This window comes from Allotabrizicola aquatica (SeqCode) (genome assembly GCF_965194375.1).
GTDB lineage: Bacteria > Pseudomonadota > Alphaproteobacteria > Rhodobacterales > Rhodobacteraceae > Tabrizicola_A > Tabrizicola_A aquatica.
The window spans coordinates 26,666-44,525 of record NZ_CBDAEL010000008.1 but is presented as its reverse complement, the minus strand read 5'-3'; the positions used below and the strand labels follow the sequence as shown (position 1 = coordinate 44,525).

Annotated in this window: 16 protein-coding genes; 13 read left to right on the top strand and 3 right to left on the bottom strand. The window is 62.2% G+C overall.

Going from position 1 to position 17,860, the window contains the following annotated elements; genetic code table 11:
- Positions 1–2 precede the first annotated feature (2 nt).
- Genes AC72UB_RS10890 through AC72UB_RS10865 form a run of 6 tightly spaced genes read left to right on the top strand, consistent with a single transcriptional unit; the run spans position 3 to position 5,918 of the window.
- Positions 3–1,901 carry a TonB-dependent receptor plug domain-containing protein gene (locus AC72UB_RS10890; protein ID WP_505189800.1) on the top strand — a complete coding sequence of 633 codons (1,899 nt, stop codon included), beginning with the start codon at positions 3–5 and terminating at the stop codon, positions 1,899–1,901.
- 1 nt (position 1,902) lies between these two features.
- Positions 1,903–2,751 (top strand): ABC transporter substrate-binding protein, encoded by an 849-nt coding sequence (locus tag AC72UB_RS10885; RefSeq protein ID WP_505189799.1) that lies wholly within the window; start codon positions 1,903–1,905, stop codon positions 2,749–2,751.
- Positions 2,748–3,728: a FecCD family ABC transporter permease gene (locus tag AC72UB_RS10880; protein WP_505189798.1), complete on the top strand. Its 981-nt coding sequence runs from the start codon at positions 2,748–2,750 to the stop codon at positions 3,726–3,728. Before AC72UB_RS10885 ends, AC72UB_RS10880 begins: the two co-directional genes overlap by 4 nt.
- The gene (locus AC72UB_RS10875; RefSeq protein WP_505189797.1) at positions 3,725–4,474 is read left to right on the top strand and encodes an ABC transporter ATP-binding protein; all 750 of its coding nucleotides are present in this window, start codon (positions 3,725–3,727) and stop codon (positions 4,472–4,474) included. Before AC72UB_RS10880 ends, AC72UB_RS10875 begins: the two co-directional genes overlap by 4 nt.
- Complete coding sequence (locus AC72UB_RS10870; protein ID WP_505189796.1) at positions 4,471–5,130, top strand: adenosylcobinamide amidohydrolase; 660 nt, start codon at positions 4,471–4,473, stop codon at positions 5,128–5,130. Before AC72UB_RS10875 ends, AC72UB_RS10870 begins: the two co-directional genes overlap by 4 nt.
- A complete protein-coding gene (locus AC72UB_RS10865) occupies positions 5,127–5,918 on the top strand; it encodes a cobalamin-binding protein (RefSeq protein WP_505189795.1) in 792 nt (263 codons plus the stop codon). The genes AC72UB_RS10870 and AC72UB_RS10865 overlap by 4 nt, the downstream gene beginning before the upstream one ends.
- On the opposite strand, the gene AC72UB_RS10860 is transcribed toward AC72UB_RS10865, so the two are convergent.
- Complete coding sequence (locus AC72UB_RS10860) at positions 5,897–7,621, bottom strand: response regulator (protein WP_505189794.1); 1,725 nt, start codon at positions 7,619–7,621, stop codon at positions 5,897–5,899. The two genes, AC72UB_RS10865 and AC72UB_RS10860, sit on opposite strands and share 22 nt — an antisense overlap.
- 94 nt (positions 7,622–7,715) lie before the next feature.
- A complete protein-coding gene (locus AC72UB_RS10855; RefSeq protein ID WP_505189793.1) occupies positions 7,716–8,036 on the bottom strand; it encodes a DUF6476 family protein in 321 nt (106 codons plus the stop codon).
- On the opposite strand from AC72UB_RS10855, the gene AC72UB_RS10850 reads away from it, so the two are divergent.
- From AC72UB_RS10850 to AC72UB_RS10820, 7 genes are all read left to right on the top strand, one after another.
- Positions 8,035–9,069 (top strand): RluA family pseudouridine synthase, encoded by a 1,035-nt coding sequence (locus tag AC72UB_RS10850; protein WP_505189792.1) that lies wholly within the window; start codon positions 8,035–8,037, stop codon positions 9,067–9,069. The two genes, AC72UB_RS10855 and AC72UB_RS10850, sit on opposite strands and share 2 nt — an antisense overlap.
- A 197-nt stretch (positions 9,070–9,266) precedes the next feature.
- Positions 9,267–11,252 carry a potassium transporter Kup gene (locus AC72UB_RS10845; RefSeq protein WP_505189791.1) on the top strand — a complete coding sequence of 662 codons (1,986 nt, stop codon included), beginning with the start codon at positions 9,267–9,269 and terminating at the stop codon, positions 11,250–11,252.
- Positions 11,253–11,427: 175 nt separating this feature from the next.
- Positions 11,428–12,324, top strand: coding sequence for an RNA polymerase sigma factor RpoH (rpoH, locus tag AC72UB_RS10840; RefSeq protein ID WP_505189790.1), 897 nt, complete (start codon positions 11,428–11,430; stop codon positions 12,322–12,324).
- Between the two features lie 78 nt (positions 12,325–12,402).
- Positions 12,403–13,095 (top strand): phosphatidylserine decarboxylase, encoded by a 693-nt coding sequence (locus AC72UB_RS10835; RefSeq protein ID WP_463289482.1) that lies wholly within the window; start codon positions 12,403–12,405, stop codon positions 13,093–13,095.
- Between the two features lies 1 nt (position 13,096).
- Complete coding sequence (locus AC72UB_RS10830; protein WP_505189789.1) at positions 13,097–13,894, top strand: CDP-alcohol phosphatidyltransferase family protein; 798 nt, start codon at positions 13,097–13,099, stop codon at positions 13,892–13,894.
- Positions 13,895–13,964: 70 nt separating this feature from the next.
- Positions 13,965–14,954, top strand: a complete 990-nt coding sequence (locus tag AC72UB_RS10825; RefSeq protein ID WP_505189788.1) for a Gfo/Idh/MocA family protein — start codon at positions 13,965–13,967, stop codon at positions 14,952–14,954.
- A gap of 21 nt (positions 14,955–14,975) precedes the next feature.
- Complete coding sequence (locus AC72UB_RS10820) at positions 14,976–15,914, top strand: capsular polysaccharide export protein, LipB/KpsS family (protein ID WP_505189787.1); 939 nt, start codon at positions 14,976–14,978, stop codon at positions 15,912–15,914.
- An 85-nt stretch (positions 15,915–15,999) separates the two neighbouring features.
- On the opposite strand, the gene AC72UB_RS10815 is transcribed toward AC72UB_RS10820, so the two are convergent.
- A complete protein-coding gene (locus AC72UB_RS10815) occupies positions 16,000–17,838 on the bottom strand; it encodes a M3 family oligoendopeptidase (RefSeq protein ID WP_505189786.1) in 1,839 nt (612 codons plus the stop codon).
- Positions 17,839–17,860 lie beyond the last annotated feature (22 nt).

Below are 17,860 nucleotides of genomic sequence, written 5' to 3'. Positions count from 1 at the left end.
CCATGAAACGGCTTAATGTTTCTATTGTTGCGTTGGTTTCTGCGCTGGCCGTGCCGGCGCAGGCGCAGGATTTCGAACTGGATGAGATTGTGGTGACCGCCAACCGCACCGCAACCAAAGCCAGTCGGACCGGCGTTTCTGTTTCAGTGGTTGCCAAGGCTGAACTTGACCGTTCGGGCGTGGCGGTTGTCGAAACGCTGGCCCGACAGCCGGGCTTTTCCACCGCCACCCAAGGCCCGTTTGGCAATACCGCGAACCTAAACTTGCGTGGTGCGCAGGGTCGTTATGTGGCGGTGTTTGTGGATGGCATTCGTGTGGATGACCCGTCCTCAACCACCACCAGCTATGAATTTGGTGGCCTGATGTCGTCTGGTATTGGTCGGCTTGAGGTGCTGCGCGGGTCGCAGTCTGCCCTTTGGGGCGGGTCGGCGGTGGCGGGAGTGGTGTCGATCGACAGCCCGCGCGCCACCGAAGAGGGCACAGAGCAAACGGTTGAGCTTGAGGCAGGCAGCATGGGCACCGCCAAGCTGAGCTATGGTCTGTCGCAAAAAACTGGAGCGCTTGGGTTGACGTTGAACGCCAGCCATTTGCAGACCGACGGCTTTTCCGCCGCGGCTGCCGGGACCGAGGCCGATGGTGCATCTGCGCAGCGCTTGTCCTTTGGCCTGCGATATGCAGTCAATGACGCTTTGACGCTGGGGGCCAATGCTTTCGGCCAGACGGTGGATCAGGACTATGACGGTTTTGCCGGCGTGCCGGCCGATGCTGCCAACAACCAAAAGCGCGATGAGATTGGCGGGCGGGTGTTTGCTGAACTGTCGATCGGCGCCACTGACCACGTTTTCAGTCTTTCGACCTTCAAGATCGGCCGCGATTTCTATGCACGAGGTGTTGCGGATGGCAGTTTTGAGGGCACCCGGCAACGCTTGGACTGGACCGCAACGACCGAAGTCAGCCCGGCGCTGACGCTGGTTTACGGGGCCGATCTCACGCGTGAAGGGGCAACAGTGAACTCGGTCGTTCCCGTGACCTTTCTCACCTCGACAGTGATTGAAACCACAACCACCAAGGGTGTTTTCGCCCAAGGCTTGTGGGCCGTGCGCGATGATCTGGACCTGTCCGCGACGCTGCGCTGGGATGATACTGACAGCTTTGGCGGCTTTACCACAGGCCGGGTTGCGATGGCTTTGCGCCCGGCGACTGATCTGACGCTGCGCGCTGCCTATGCCACCGGTTTTCGCGCCCCGTCGTTGAACGAACTTTACGCTGATTACTCAGCCTATGGCTATGCCAACAACCCAGCTTTGCAGCCCGAAACCAGCACATCGGCTGAAATCGGGTTGGAGAAAGCCTTTGGCAATGGCGCGACCCTATCGGCCACGCTGTTCAAACTGGAAATTGACAATCGCATCGACAATCGTATCACTAATCGCTGCGCCGTCGCCGTGCCCGATGGTGACCCATGCCCCAGCTTTATCTATATCCTTGATAACTTTTCCGGAACTTCGCAGCGCAAAGGTCTGGAGGTGGCCGCAAGCCTACCTTTGGGCGACACGATCGACCTGTCTCTGGCCTATGCCTACATCGACGCAAAGACCGCCGACAACACACCTATCAATGGCGTTGCCCGTCATAATCTGACCGTGGGGCTGGACAAAGAGTTTACCGACCGCCTGTCGGCAAACGCTACGTTGCGCCATGTAGCCGGGCGCACTGACCTATTCTCGGGTGCGGCGATGGCAGATTACACCACAGTAGATCTGGGGGGCAGCTACAAGGTCAGCGACACCGCCAGCGCCTACCTGCGAGTGCAAAACGCCTTTGATACCAATTATCAGGAGGCGAAAGATTACGCGACCGCTGGGCGTACGGTGTTTTTGGGCTTGAAGGCGTCTTTCTAAGATGCGCGCGCGGGGCATGATCGCCTTTGGGCTGGCGGCCTTAGTCGCCAGTCTTTCCATCGCCTGGGCTGAAACACCGGGGCGTCCCCCCGCACGGGTTGTCTCGATGAACCTGTGCACCGACCAACTGGCCATGATGCTGGCGGCACCCGGTCAGTTGGTGAGCGTCAGCCATTTGGCCAGCGAAGTGCAATCCTCGTCGATGGTCGAGGAGGCGCGGGCCTATCCCATGAACCGGGGGCAGGTGGAGCAGGTGTTTCTGATGCGCCCCGATCTGGTGTTGGCGGGCACCTATACGCAGGTTTCCACCGTAGACCTTTTGCGCCGCCTTGGGGTTGAGGTGGTGCAGGTGCCCCCCGCTTCGTCCTTTGTGGATGCGGTGGAGCAGGTGCGCCTCGTTGGCCGTGCTTTGGGGCAAGAGGCCAAGGCCGATGCCATGGCTGATGCCTTTGCCGCCGAGATCGAGGCTGCGCGGTTCAGCGGCACGCCCCGGACGGCGGCATTCTACTATCCCAACGGCTACACCACCGGGTCGGGCACCCTAGCCAATGAGGTTTTGGAGTTGACCGGGTTCACCAATATCGGGGCCACATCGGGCGTGACGGGGGGGGGCATTCTGCCCCTCGAACGGCTGGTCATGGCGGGACCTGAGTTGATCGTCACATCCGAGCGGTATCCCGGCGCCTCGCGGTCTGAGGACATCCTGGTGCATCCTGCCTTGCGCGCCGTGCAGGCGCGGGCTGGGGTGGAATTGACGTCAGACGCCGATTGGGTCTGTGGGACGCCGCATCTGATGCGCGCGATTGGTCGGATGCAGGCGGCACGGGCCGCATTGGAGGCAGGCGAATGAATGTGCTTTTGGCCTTGGGGGCGGTGGTGGCCGCGTTGTTCTTCGGCTCGCTCCTGATCGGGCCGGCGGGCTTGGGCTTTGGTGAAAGTCTGGCGGCGCTGGTCAGTGGCCAGGGTGGCCCTGTCGTGCTGGTGATGCAGGAAATCCGCTTGCCGCGCGCGCTGTTGGGCCTGATGACGGGGGCCGCTTTGGGCCTGTCGGGGGCGGCGATGCAGGGCTATCTGCGCAACCCCTTGGCCGAGCCGGGGCTGATCGGTGTGTCGGCAAGCGCCGCGCTGGGCGCGGTTCTGGCGCTGCAAACCGGGCTTGCGGGGCTCTTTGCGCTGGCCTTGCCGCTGTCGGCTTTGGCGGGGGCAGGTGTTGCGGTGCTCTTGATCCTTGGCCTTGCCGGTCCGCGTGGCGGGGCCTTGGCGCTGATCCTTGCGGGGGTGGCGATTTCGGCCTTGGCGGCGGCGCTGACCAGCCTTGTCTTGAACCTCTCGCCCAACCCCTTTGCCGCGATGGAGATCGTGTATTGGATGATGGGCTCGCTCGCCGATCGGTCGATGGACCATGTCTGGCTGGCCGCCCCCTTCATGGTCCTTGGCCTTGCGATGCTGTTGTCGCTGGGTCGCAGCTTTGATGCGCTGACCTTGGGCGAGGATGCGGCGGCCTCGATGGGCGTGAACCTTGCGCGGCTGCGGCTGGTGCTGATTGGCGGCACGGCGCTGGCGGTGGGGGCGAGTGTGTCGGTGGCTGGCTCTATCGGCTTTGTCGGCCTTGTGGTGCCGCATGTCCTGCGCCCCCTCGTCGGTGCTCAGCCGTCCCGGCTGCTGCCTGCCTCGGCGCTTGGCGGGGCGGCGGTGGTTTTGGCGGCCGATATCGCGGTACGATTGATCGCGCCGGATCAGGATTTGAAGCTGGGCGTCCTAACCGCCCTGATTGGTGCACCCTTCTTCCTGCACCTGATCTGGCGACTGCGGGGGACCGAGGCATGACCTTACTGTCCATCGAAAACCTGACCGTGCGCCGGGGCCTTAGCCCCGTGGTCGAAGATGTCAGCCTAACGGTCAATGAGGGTGAGTTTGTCGGCCTGATCGGCCCGAATGGCGCAGGCAAGACCAGCCTTCTGCGCGCCGCACTTGGCCTGTTGCCGCATGAGGGGCGATCGTCGCTTACCGCTCTGTCCCCGCGTCTCCGTGCTCAGGCTGCAGCCTTCCTGCCGCAGGGGCGCGAGATTGCATGGCCTGTCTCAGTCGAGGCGCTGGTGGCTTTGGGGCGCGGCGCACATCTGGGTGCCGGTTCTGACGCCGACCGCCGCGCCGTGGATCAAGCGCTGGAGCGGATGGGGTTGCAAGGCTACCGCGCCCGCACCGCCACGGCCCTGTCAGGTGGCGAACAGGCGCGCGTCCTGATCGCGCGGGCTTTGGCGCAGGACACGCCTCTTCTGTTGGCCGACGAGCCAGTGGCAGGGCTTGATCCTGAAGCCCAGTTGAAGACCATGGAGGTCTTTGCCGCCCTTGCCCGCGAAGGGCGCGGGGTGGTCGCCTCGATCCATGATCTGGGCCTTGCAGCACGGTCCTGCTCGCGGCTTGTGATGATGCAGGCGGGCCGCGTGGTGGCCGATGGTCCCCCGCGCGATGTGCTGTCAGACGACAATCTGGCGCGGGTCTTCGGGGTGCGTGGCTTTCACGCGGAAACCGCCGATGGTCCGGTCTTCCAACCCATGGGGGTGGTGCGATGAGGGCGACGGTGACGCTGGACCGCCCTTGGTTGCGAATGGACCTGCCGCGCGAAATGCGGGTTCTGAGTTGGGCACCGCATGGCGCGGGCTATACGCCGGCCAATTCAATCCTGTGGCGTGAAGTGCGCAATGCTGACCTGACGCCCGAGTTTGACGCCGAGGCTTGGTTGTCCCAGCAGATGCCGGTTCGCTCCGTGGGTATGCTGACCTCGCGCGATGTCGGCACTTGGGCTGAGGCCTTTGCCGAGGTGGAGGGGATCACGGCGCACTGTGTTGCGACCGTCGGTCTGTCGAACGCTGAGGCCGTGGGGCGTCGGTTGCCCTATCACAGCGCCGATTATGGCACGATCAACATCGGCCTTTCGACCAATGCCACGCTGACCGAGGCGGCGCAGTTGGAGGCGATGAGCATCGCAGTCCAGGCCCGCACGGCAGGGGTTATGGCAGCGGGGCTGGAACTGGCCACTGGGCTTGCCACCGGCACCGGTACCGATTGCGTGGCGCTGGCCTGTCTGCCCGGAAAAGACCGCTATGCAGGGCTGCATACGCCGGTGGGCGAGGCGGTCGGCGCAGCCGTGCGCGACTGCCTGACACGGGCGGCGCAAGGCTGGGTCGTCTGGCGTGACGCCGAGCGGGCCAAAAGGGCCAAGACATGAGCTTTCACCGGATCGTTTGTCTCACCGAAGAAACTGTCGAGACGCTGTATCTTCTTGGCCAAGACCACCGGATTGTCGGGGTCACCGGCTATGCCATCCGTCCCGCCCGTGTTCGGCGCGAAAAGCCGCGGGTAGGGGCGTTCACCAGTGCTGATCTGGAGAAGATCAAGGCGCTGAATCCTGATCTTGTGCTGACCTTCTCGGACCTGCAGGCCGACATTGCCGCCGGGCTGATCCGAGCGGGGATCGAGGTGCATGCCTTCAATCACCGCGATGTGGCGGGCATCTTGCGGATGATCCGCACACTCGGGGCGCTTTTGGGCTGCATCGAACAGGCTGAGGTGCTGATTGCAGGCTATGAAGCGCGGATTGCCGCACTGCGTGCCACACTGCACCCGCACCGGCCGCGTGTGTTCTTTGAAGAATGGGATGAGCCGATTATCTCGGGCATCAAATGGGTCAGTGAATTGGTCGACATCGCAGGCGGGCAAGACATCTTTCCCGAACTGGCCGCTGAGCCTTTGGCCAAGAACCGCATCCTTTTGCCCGAGGCCATTCCGCCGCGCGCGCCGGACGTAATTCTCGCCTCATGGTGCGGCAAGAAGGTGGTCGCCTCGCGCATTGCAGGGCGCGCGGGCTGGCAAGATGTGCCTGCGGTCGTAGCCGGGCGGATCCATGAAATCAAGTCGCCCTTGATCCTGCAGCCGGGGCCTGCGGCCCTGACCGATGGGCTGGATGCCATTGTGGCGGCGCTTTGGCCGGGCGATCAGCGCGCGGCGGGCGCATAGCGCGCCAGCATTTCGGCCACGGATTCGGGTGTCAGCGGTTTGGCCAGATAGCCGTCCATCCCGGCGGCGAGATAGCGGCGCCGATGCGCTTCGGTGGCGTCTGCGGTCATCGCAATGACCGGAAGGCGGATGCGGCCCGGCATGGCGCGGATGCGCTGCAAGGTCTCGGTGCCGTCCATGCCGGGCATGTTCATGTCCAAGAGCACCAGATCAATGCCGTCCTCTTGCAATCGCGCCAAAGCCTCGGCGCCCGAAGCTGCCTCATCGACCGTGATGCCGTGCAAATGCAGATGTGCCTTTGCGACCAACCGGTTGGTGGCGATATCGTCAACCACCAGCACAGAAAGCTCGCTGGGCAGGACGCTTGTTGTGCTGGAAGGCTCTTTGTCTATCTCCAAGGCCGACGGAACTCTTGGCATCACCTGAAGGGCGAGCCGAAGGCTAAACTCTGCGCCGGTCGGGCTGGGCATCAGTTGAAGGTCGCCGCCCATGGAACGCGCCAAAGCTCGGGTGATCGACAGCCCAAGTCCTGTTCCGGGCTGATCGCCCGCCCCACGATGGAAGGGCTCAAAAAGCCGCTCGGCCTCGGCCTGCGGGATGCCGGGGCCGGTGTCGGCAAAACTGATCACAAGATCGCCGTTGGCCGCGACTTCGGCGCGCAGCGTCACGCCGCCCGTCTTGGTGTGTTTCAGGGCGTTGGAAAACAAGTTTGACAGGCATTGCCGCAGGCGTTGGGAATCCAAGGCGGCATAGGCCGGCAGATGGCTGGACAGGTTCAGAGACACGCTGAGACCCTCGGCCTCGAACAGCGGCCGATACAGGGCCGCGGCGGTGGTGATCTCTTGGGCCGGGTTGCAGGGGGTTGGTCGGATGGGCAGATGTCCCGCCTCAATGGCCGACATGTCCAAGATATCGTCCAGAATAACCGCAAGCCCGCGGGCCGCGTCGGTCATCAGCCGCAAGCGTTCTTGCGAGGCGGGATCGGTGGCTTGGGCAAGCTCGGCATGGCCAAGACCCAAGATGGCATTTAGCGGAGTGCGCAGCTCATGGCTCATCTGCGCCAGAAACCGCGACTTGGCCTGATCGGCCATCCGGGCGCTGGCCCCTTCGCGGGCGATGCCGGCGTGCAGGCCGTGATTGCCCCGCACAATCGCGGCGATGAAATAGGCCGCCGCCCAAAGCGCAACAAGGCTCATGATAAGCCCGGTCACGCCGGTCCGGCTTTCCCAATCGTACAGCACCGCGCCGATGCCAACAGCAAAGGTCACCGTCAGGCCCGAGATGGCATAGGGCAAGTGAATGATGCGGATCGAGGCCATTTGCAGCATCGTCAGCGTGAGCACCCCGGCGGCGAAAGGTTGGGCCAGGGGCATGGTGGATTGATAGGCAAAGGCCAAGACCATCGCATAGGCCAGCTGCGACAGCATGCTGACCGCGATCGTGGCCAGATAGCGCCGCGGGGCGCGCGCGGCGTCTAGCCCCTTCATCCAATGCAGGCTGAGCCGTTCGCTGGCGAAATCCACCGCTGCACAAAACAGAACCACGGGCAGGGCGACAAAGAAAGCCGCCAGCGCATAGACAAGCCCTGTCAACATCGACCTCAGACCAGCGCCATCGGTCAAAAGCCGATGCTGCCGTGCCAGCTCGTCTGGGGGTATTTTCGCGAGTTTGGCGGCGAGATCCGCCAAGGACGGCAGTGGCATCATGGTCCTTCAAGAAATGGGGCGTTGACGCAGGGCAGCCCTAGTAGGGCAATTGCGATGTCGGGCGTCAAGCAAAGAGCTTCGGAGCGATGCGTTAAGGGGCCGGTGTCAGCTGCAGGTCGATCCGCTGCAGCAAGCCGCCGGCCGGATCGAAGATCAGGATCTCTTGGCTGTTCGTGACCACGGCGATCCAGCCCTTGCCAAGTGTCACGGCCTCAGCCTTTAGGCCCTCGGGCAGGGTCAGAGTTTCGGGCACCTGCGGGGCGGCAGAGCTTGCATCGGGCATGCGGGTGACAAGCAGCCAAACCACCGTTATGACACCGACGATCATGGTGATCATCAAGGTGATCACCAGCCCTTTCAGAAAACGCAGGCTCGGCGGCAGGTCGGGTTCGTGCGCAGGAGTGTTCGTCATGGCAATGCCTTCTTCCCCGGGGTGGTTGCACCTGACCATTGGCGAGGAGGCCCCGAACCGCCTTGATAAGGCGCTTGCGGCGCTCGTGCCAGAGGAAGCGGCGCTGTCGCGGTCGCGTCTGATGAAGATGATCGATGAGGGCGATGTGCTTTTGGACGGTCAAGTGGTGACCAACCCCAAGGCCAAGGTGGCCGAGGGGCAGGTCTATGCCCTGCGTCTGGCCCCGGCGGTGGAATTGGAACATCTGCTGGCCGAGGACATTCCCCTCACGGTCATCTGGGAAGATGCCGACTTGATCGTGATCGACAAACCCGCAGGCATGGTGGTGCATCCCGCCCCCGGCACGCCTTCCGGCACGCTGGTCAATGCGCTTTTGGCCCATTGCGGCGATACGCTGTCGGGGATTGGCGGCGAGCGGCGGCCGGGCATCGTCCACCGCATCGACAAGGATACAACGGGGCTTTTGGTGGTCGCGAAATCCGACCGCGCCCATCACGGCTTGGCCGCACAGTTCGAGGATCACTCGGTCAACCGCCGCTATCTGGCGGTCGTCCACGGCCAGCCCGATGCCTATGACCCCCGCCTGCGGGGGCTGCGCGGGATCAGCTTTGAGGCAGGCGGCATTCTGAAGATCGCTACCCACCTTGCCCGCCACAAAACCGACCGTCAGCGGCAGGCTGTGGTTTGGAACGATGGCCGCCACGCCGTGACCCGCGCGCGGGTTGTCGAGGACTTTAAGGGGGCTGCCAGCCTGATGGAATGCTGGCTTGAAACCGGCCGCACCCATCAGATCCGCGTGCATATGTCCTATGCGGGCCACGGGCTTTTGGGTGACCAGACCTATGGCGGCAAGCGACTCTTGCCTGAAAAGCTGTTTGGGCCTTCAGCGGAGCTAGCCAACAGCTTCCCCCGCCAAGCGCTGCACGCCGCCACTTTAGGCTTTGTGCATCCTGTGACGGGCCAGGAGTTGGAGTTCGAAAGTCCGTTGCCCAAGGATATGGCGGGTCTGTTGGATGCGCTACGGGGGCATTGAGCGACGCCTCGCTCACGCATGTGTTGCTGCTTGTGACCAACTTGTGAGAGGCGTAGCTTGGAACGACACCGATAGAATCGGTTCATGCGTTGGAGTTATCGCAGGGGCGTCTGCCAGACACCCGGACATTTAAGGCTGATCTCGGCCCGCCTTGGGCCTGTCATCCACCAACTCACCCCAACTCAAAGCTGGATATCATGATCCGTGATCCCGTCCGCCCAGCGGACAATGAACAATTGCCTTTGTTTGACGAAGAAGCTCTGGATATCGCCGATTACCTGCGCGCCGAGGCTGAGGCTGAAGCCGATATTCACCAGCCCAGCCACGACAAACAAAGCCTGTCAGCCTTGGTCATCGGCGCGGTGGGCGTCGTTTACGGCGATATTGGCACTTCGCCCATCTATGCATTCCGCGAGGCGCTGCATGCCACTGGTGCGGCTAGCGCGGTCGGAAGGGCCGAAGTCTTGGGCCTTTTGTCGCTTTTGGTCTGGACCTTGGTGATGATCGTTACGATCAAATACGTCTTTGCGCTTTTGCGCGCCGACAACCGGGGCGAAGGGGGCGTGCTCGCACTTTATACGCTGGTGCGGCTGGCCATGGGGCGGCGGTCGCTGCCCATCATTGCGCTTGCCGTGGCGGCCGCCGCGCTATTTGCCGGTGATGCTGTCATCACCCCGGCGATTTCCGTTCTTTCGGCGGTCGAGGGAATGGAACTGGTCATGCCAGCGCTCCACGCTTGGATTTTGCCCGTGGCCATGGGCATTCTGTTGGCGCTGTTTTTGCTTCAAAAGCGTGGGACAGCGCGGATCGCGCGTTGGTTTGGACCGATCACGGCGATTTGGTTTCTTGCACTGGGCGGGCTTGGCATCTGGCACATGTTGGCCAATCCGGGCGTATTGGCGGCCTTAAACCCGGTCTGGGCCGTAAGCTTCCTGACACAGCATTCGACCGTCGCCTTCGTTGTTCTAGGCGCAGTCTTTCTGGCCGTCACCGGGGGCGAGGCGCTGTACGCAGACCTTGGCCATTTTGGCCGTCGCCCCATCGTCATCGCGTGGTTCGCGCTGGTGTTCCCGGCATTGCTGCTGAACTACATGGGGCAGGGGGCATTGGTCCTTGCGAACCCCGAAACCCTGTCAAACCCATTTTTCTCGATGGCTTCGGGCCATGCTTTGCCAGTCCTTGTGGTGCTGGCCACGGCCGCCACCGTCATTGCTTCGCAAGCAGTGATCTCGGGGGCATTTTCAATGGCACGTGCGGCTATTCAGCTTGGCTTTCTGCCCCGCCTTGCCATCCGCCACACCGCCGAAAGCCAAAGTGGCCAGATCTATATCGCCGCGGTCAATTGGATGTTGTTGTTAGGGGTTTTGTGGCTTGTCCTGTCCTTCCAGACCTCCGCGGCCTTGGCCTCGGCCTATGGCATCGCGGTGACCGGCACCATGGTGCTGACCACCATTCTGGGAGCCCTTTACCTGCACAAGGCGCGTCGAATGGCGCTGCCGTTGGTGTTGCTGATCGTGACGCCGTTTCTTGCGGTCGAACTGGCCTTCTTGGCCTCGAATCTGATGAAGATCGCAGATGGCGGCTATGTGCCAGCCATAATCGCTGCCGTGCTGTGTCTTGTCATGGTCGCTTGGTGGCGCGGCACACAACGGGTTTCCGCGCGGCTGCACAAACAGGCCGTTCCGCTGGCCAGCTTTGTGCGCTCGATGCGCCGTTCCTCGGTTCATGTTATCCCCGGCACGGCGTTCTTTCTGACGCCGGATGCCGACGTCGTGCCCTCGGCCCTTTTGCACAATCTCAAACACAACCGGGTCTTGCACGATCAGACCGTGCTCCTGACGGTCGAAACCCTGCGCGTGCCCTATGCGACAATGGAGGAACGGGCCGAATATCAGGTGTTGGACGGCCATTTCGCCGTTCTGACGCTGCGTTTTGGGTTCATGGAGACCCCGAATGTCAGCCGTGCTATGGTTCACGCCCGCCGCGCTGGGCTGAAGTTTGATGTGATGGCATCGACGTTTTTCCTCGGCCGTCGTCGGCCGGTGGCTTCGGGTCCATCAGGGCTGGGACTTATGCTTGACCGAATTTATGCCGCGCTGTCTAGGATTTCTGCCGATCCAACGGATTTTTTCCACTTGCCGCGCGACCGGGTGGTCGAACTTGGCGAGCGGGTCGCCATCTGACAGCTTCTGACAAAAGCGTGAGGCCTTTGTTACACTCCTTTTTTCATGACCTTGGAATGCACAACTGACGTTCATCAATGCGTGATGGCCCAGCACTTGAACATGCTTTGCGGCGGACATAGATCACGCGACTTCGGGGGCCGAAATCGGACCCGATCACATAAAGGGGGCACGAATGAGCACCTATGCAAATCTACCTGCACCCAGCCCAGAACAGGGGCTGAACCGCTATATGCAGGAAATCCGCAAGTTCCCGATGTTGGAACTGGAAGAAGAATACATGCTCGCCAAGGCTTGGGCTGAACGGCAGGATTCGGAGGCCGCGCATCGGCTGGTGACCAGCCATCTGCGCTTGGCCGCGAAACTGGCGATGGGCTATCGCGGCTATGGTTTGCCGCAGGCCGAGGTGATCTCTGAGGCCAACGTTGGCTTGATGCAGGCGGTCAAGCGGTTTGATCCGGAAAAGGGCTTTCGTCTGGCCACCTATGCGATGTGGTGGATCCGCGCTTCGATTCAGGAATACATCCTGCGCTCGTGGAGCCTTGTGAAGCTCGGCACGACCTCTGCGCAGAAAAAGCTGTTTTTCAACCTGCGCAAGGCCAAGGCCAAGTTGGGTGCGCTGGAAGAGGGCGATCTAAGGCCGGAAACCGTGGCGCGAATCGCCAAGGATCTGAGCGTGACCGAGACCGAGGTCATCGACATGAACCGCCGTCTGGCCGGGTCGGATGCCAGCCTGAATGTGCAGGTGGGCAATGATGGCGAGGGCGGCAGTCAGTGGCAAGACTGGCTGGAGGACGAGCACAGCGATCAAGCCGGGGCCTATGCCGAGAAAGACGAGATGGAGATGCGCCTGTCGCTTCTGTCTCAGGCGATGGACGCGCTGAACGATCGTGAGCGCGATGTCTTGGTCAAACGCCGCCTATCGGATGATCCGGTCACGCTTGAGGATCTCTCTGAAAGCTATGGCGTCAGCCGAGAGCGGATTCGCCAAATTGAGGTGCGCGCCTTTGAAAAACTTCAAGCCCGCATGCGCGAGCTTGCCAAGACCAAGGGGATGGTGGTTCCGGCCTAGGCCGCGCTGCGCGGGGTTTTCCTTGCCCCGCGCGCCGTTCACCGCTAGGACCGCGCCTGACATGCGAGGTTTAGTGCGATGAATATGCTGGACACCTTTATCAAGCCGATGCACCCCGAGGGCTGGCGCTTTGTCGCCATCTTTGGCGCCATCACGGCGGTGCTGTTTTTTGTCTGGGACCCGCTGGGCTGGATCGGACTGGGTTTGACGGTCTGGTGCTATTATTTCTTCCGCGATCCCATTCGTTCGGTCCCGCTGGATGAGGGACTGATCGTGTCGCCCGCTGATGGGGTGATCTCGTTGATCGAACGCGCAGTGCCGCCGGAAGAGCTGGGCATGGGTCCCGAAGCGTTGCTGCGGGTGTCGGTGTTCATGAATGTGTTCAACTGCCATGTGAACCGCATGCCGGTTGCAGGCCAGATTGATGCGATTGCGTATCGGCCGGGCAAGTTCCTCAATGCCTCGTTGGACAAGGCAAGCTCGGACAATGAGCGCAATTCGCTGGCCATTCGCATGGCCGATGGGCGCAAAGTGGCGGTGGTGCAGATCGCGGGCCTCGTGGCGCGGCGGATCGTGTGCTTTACCCGCGTGGGCCAGACCCTGCGGATGGGTGATCGCTTTGGCCTGATCCGCTTTGGCTCGCGTCTGGATGTCTATCTGCCCGAAGGGGTGGAGCCGCAGGTTGCGCTGGGCCAAACCATGGTGGCCGGTGAGACGGTGATCGCCGATCTGACGCGCGCGCTTCCGGCGCGTCTGGCGCGGAGCGAGTGAGATGATCGACCTGCCGCCCAACGAAGACAAGCGTGCCGAGGACACCCCTGTGCTGCGCAGTCGTTGGACAGGCAAGCCGCGCCGCGACATGTCCTTGGTGCAGTTGTTGCCCAATATGCTGACCGTCGCGGCCATCTGTGCGGGCCTCGCCTCGATCCGCTTTTCGGCGGCCGAGGCGTTTTCGGCGGCGGTGGTGATGATCTTGTTGGCGGCGGTCCTGGATGGGCTTGATGGCCGACTTGCGCGGTTCTTGCGCAGCGAAAGCCCGCTTGGGGCCGAGCTTGATTCGTTGGCCGATTTCCTGAACTTCGGCGTCGCGCCGGGTATGCTCATGTATTACTGGGCGTTTCCTGCCGGGAATGACTTTGGCTGGGGCGCGGTGTTGATCTATGTGGTCTGCACCTGCCTGCGACTTGCACGGTTCAACATCGGCAATGAGGCGGCGGCGGGTCTGGCGCGGATGGGCAAGTTTCAGGGCGTTCCCTCACCCGCAGGCGCGATGCTGGCCATGGCACCCTTGTATATCTCCTGGCAATTTCCGCAACTTCCCATGGCCCCTTGGCCGGTTCTGGCGGGCTGGATGGTCATTGTAGGGCTGTTGATGATCTCAAAACTGCCGACACCCTCGCTGAAATCGGTGCGGGTGCCGACCGACCGGGCCGCTTTTGTGGTGATTGCGGGCATCGCGCTGGTGGTCTTGTTGCTGCGCTATCCTTGGGCGGTGATGTCGGCTGTGACGGTCGGCTATGCCATTGTGCTGCTTTGGGCCTATGGCAAATCGTTGATCTTGCGGCGCTAAGCGCGCGGTCACAGTTGTCTGGCCCCGCGCGCTGCCTTAGTCTGATCCAAACAGGGCAGGAGAACGCGCGATGGCATCGGTCAAATGGGGTATTCTGGGGGCGTCGAATTTCGCGCTGCACCGCATGGGGCCTGCGATCCATGCCGCCCATGGGGCGGAATTGGTGGCTGTCGCCTCCTCGAGCGCCGAAAAGGTGGCAGAGTTTCAGGCCTATGCCCCGGCCGCGCGCCATATCACGAGCTACGAGGCGCTTTTGGCCGATCCTGGGGTGGATGTGGTCTATATCCCCTTGCCGAACCATATGCATGTCGATTGGACGCTGAAGGCCCTGGCGGCGGGCAAGCATGTGCTGACCGAAAAGCCCATCGCCATGCAGGCGGGTGAGATCGACGCGCTGATTGCCGCGCGCGATGCCAGCGGGCTCCTGGCCGCCGAGGCCTATATGATCGTGCATCACCCCCAGTGGCAGCGCGCCCGCGAATGGGTTGCCGCCGGTGAGATCGGCACGTTGCGTCATGTCGATGCGCAGTTTTCCTTCTATCAGGACGACAAGGCCAATATCCGCAACCGCCCGGAAACTGGCGGTGGCTCTTTGCGCGACATCGGGGTTTATACCTTTGGCTCGGCCCGCTTTGTCACCGGGGCTGAGCCGGTGGATCTCTCCTCGCGCGTGGTGCGGGAAAACGACGTGGAGATCTGGGCGCAGGTCGCTGCCACGATGGAGGGGCCGCAGGGCCGCTATACCTATAACTCCATGACCACGATGCGCGCCTATAACCGGCAGGTCGTCACGTTCCAAGGCACCAAGGGGATGATCCGGCTGGAAGGCGGGCCGTTCAATGCGGGTGTGCATGACATGGCCGAGATCGAGCTGCATCAAGGCCCGAACCGGGTGCTGGTGGAACGCTTCCCGACCGTCGACCAATACCAAGTGCAGGTTGAGGCGTTTGGTGCCTCGGTCCGCACGGGCGCACCCTTCGCCTGGAGCCTTGAGAACGCCAAAGGCACGCAGGCGATGATCGACTGGGCCTACCGCGTGGCCGAGGAGGTTCGGCTTTAACGCCGCACCATGGTGGGTGTGGTGTTGCATGTGCCCAGCGCGGTTTTGGCTGGAAATGGTGGGGGAGAGCGGTTTTATCCGCCCTTCCAGCGCGCCTTGCGCGCGCGGGGCATCAAGACGCGCATGGTGCTCCACAACCGCGAAACAGCGCTGGCCGAGATTGCCGCCGATGACGCCTTTCATATCTTTGACCATGGCCGTATCCAGCACCCAAGGGCGCTGAATTCGGCCTCGGCCTATCTTTTGCCGTTTCGTTATCTCGACCCGCAGGGCGTGCGCGGGTTCTCCTCGCTTGGCGCGGCAAAGTTTGACGTGGCCCAACAAGATCTTACGCAGGCGGCGGCGTTCTTTGCCATGTTGCAAGGGCGGTTCGTGGCCGAGCGGCAGTCGCGCTATGATCAGCCGGACGAGGTTCTGGACATTCCCGAGCGCTGCATTGCCGTCTTTTTGCAAAGCGAAACCCACCGCAAGGTGGGCGAGACCTGCCATCTGACGATGCGGCACATGATCAAGGCGCTCTTGGCGCGCGATGATCCGCGCCCGATTGTGGTGAAACCCCATCCGCGCGACACCGATCTGGACACGTTCGGCTGGCTTGCGCGCAAGGCCAAGACAGACGCCCGCCTACAGATTCTGCCCGCCAATATCCATGACATTCTGGCGCGGGCCGATGTGGTGGTGACGATCAACTCGGCGGTCGGGATCGAGGCGATGCTGCACCGCGTGCCGGTCGTTCTGTGCGGGTCGGCCGATTTTCACCACATCTGCGAAACGGTCCAGTCCCGTGACGGGATGGAGGCTGGCATCCGGCGCGCCGAGGCGCGCAAGGCTGCGGGTGATTGGCCGTTTGAGGCCTATCTGCACTGGTTCTACGGCCAGATGTGCTTTGACCCCACCGCGCCCGATTTCATCGACCGCTTCATCGCAAGGGTCGCAGCGCAGGGGTATGACCTGCCTTAACCCGCTTCTCCTCGGGCGCCTTCGGCTTCTCGTCGAGGTTCCCCGACGAGCGCCGCAGGCGACGAGGAGGTGGGGCGGGGGAGGATCAGTCCTCCATCGCCTCCAACTCGTCGATGAAGCCTGCGATCATCGACAGGCCCTTGTCCCAGAATTTCGGGTCTGACGCGTCCAGCCCGAAAGGTGCCAGCAGTTCCTTGTGGTGCTTGGACCCGCCCGCCTTGAGCATGTCGAAGTATTTGGTCTGGAAATCGGGCAAGCCGCCCTCATAGGCGGCATAAAGCGCATTCACGAGGCCATCGCCGAAGGCGTAGGCATAGACGTAGAACGGGGAATGCACGAAGTGCGGGATATAGGCCCAGAAGGTTTCATATCCGTCCATGAACTCAAACGCGTCGCCCAGCGACTGGGCCTGCACCGACATCCAGAGCGCGTTGATGTCATCCGGGGTAAGCTCCCCTTCGCGGCGGGCGGCGTGGAGTTTGCATTCGAAGTCGTAAAACGCGATCTGGCGCACGACGGTGTTGATCATATCCTCGACCTTGCCCGCAAGCAGGGTCTTTTTCTCGGCCTTGGTCTTGGCATTGTCCAGCAGGCGGCGGAAGGTCAGCATCTCGCCAAAGACCGAGGCGGTTTCGGCCAAGGTCAGCGGGGTTGAGGACAAAAGTTCCCCCTGACCCGCCGCCAGAACCTGATGCACCCCATGGCCCAACTCATGCGCCAAGGTCATGACATCGCGGGGTTTCCCTAGATAGTTCAGCATGACGTAAGGGTGAACGGTGGTCACGGTCGGGTGGGCAAAGGCCCCCGGCGCTTTGCCGGGTTTGACGCCCGCATCAATCCAGCCATCGGTGAAGAAGTGCTTGGCGATCTCGGCCATCTGTGGGGCAAATTCGCCGTAGGCGGTCAGCACCATATCGGTCGCTTCGGTCCAGTTCACCAGCTTTGGCGCCTCAAGGTTCAAGGGCGCGTTGCGGTCCCAGACCTGCAGCTTGTCCAGCCCCAGCCATTTGGCTTTCAGCCGATAGTAGCGGTGCGAGAGCTTGGGGTAGGCCGCGACAACGGCATTGCGCAAGGCCTCCACCACCTCAGGCTCCACATGGTTGGCCAAATGGCGGCCATGCTGGGCCGAGGGCATTTTGCGCCAGCGGTCATCAATTTCCTTTTCCTTGGCCAGCGTGTTGTGCACGCGGGCAAAGAGCTTCACATGCTTGTCAAACACCGCCGCCAAGGCCCGCGCCGCCGCCTCACGCTTGGCGCGGTCGGCGTCGGTCAGAAGGTTCAGCGTCGCCTCAAGGTTCAGCTCTTCCGCCTCACCCTCGACGGTGAACAGCAGCCCTGCCATGGTCTCATCAAAAAGCTTGTTCCACGCGCTTGCCCCCACGACTGAGGCATCGTGCAGATAGGTTTCCAACTCGTCCGACAATTGGTGTGGACGCATCGCGCGCATGCGGTCAAAGACCGGCTTATAGCGCGCAAGATCGGCGTTTTCGGCCATGCGGTTCGTTAGAAGATCATCTTCCAAGCGATTGAACTCAAGGCTGAAAAACACCAGCGCGGTTGTGGCGTTGGTGATGCGGTCCTGCGCGTCGGCCATGAACTTTGCGCGCTCAGAATCCATCGTATTTTGATAATAGCGCAGCCCCGCGTAAGACATGAGCCGCCCTGCGATAATGTCGATGGCCTCATAGGCCTGCACGCAAGTCAGCAAGGCCGCCGCGTCCAAGCCAAAAAGCTTGCCCTTATAGGCCGCCTCAAACCGGGTCGTTTCACCCTCAAGCCACGCCATGTCGCGTTCGACCTCGGGCGCGTCGGGGGCGGGGTAAAGATCGCTCAGATCCCATTCCGGCAGATCACCAAAGGAATTGGACCCGGAGCGGGCGTCAAAAACCGGGCGCTTGTGGCCAAGGCGGGGCAGGGCGTGCATGGGGAACCTCATTTAACTTTGT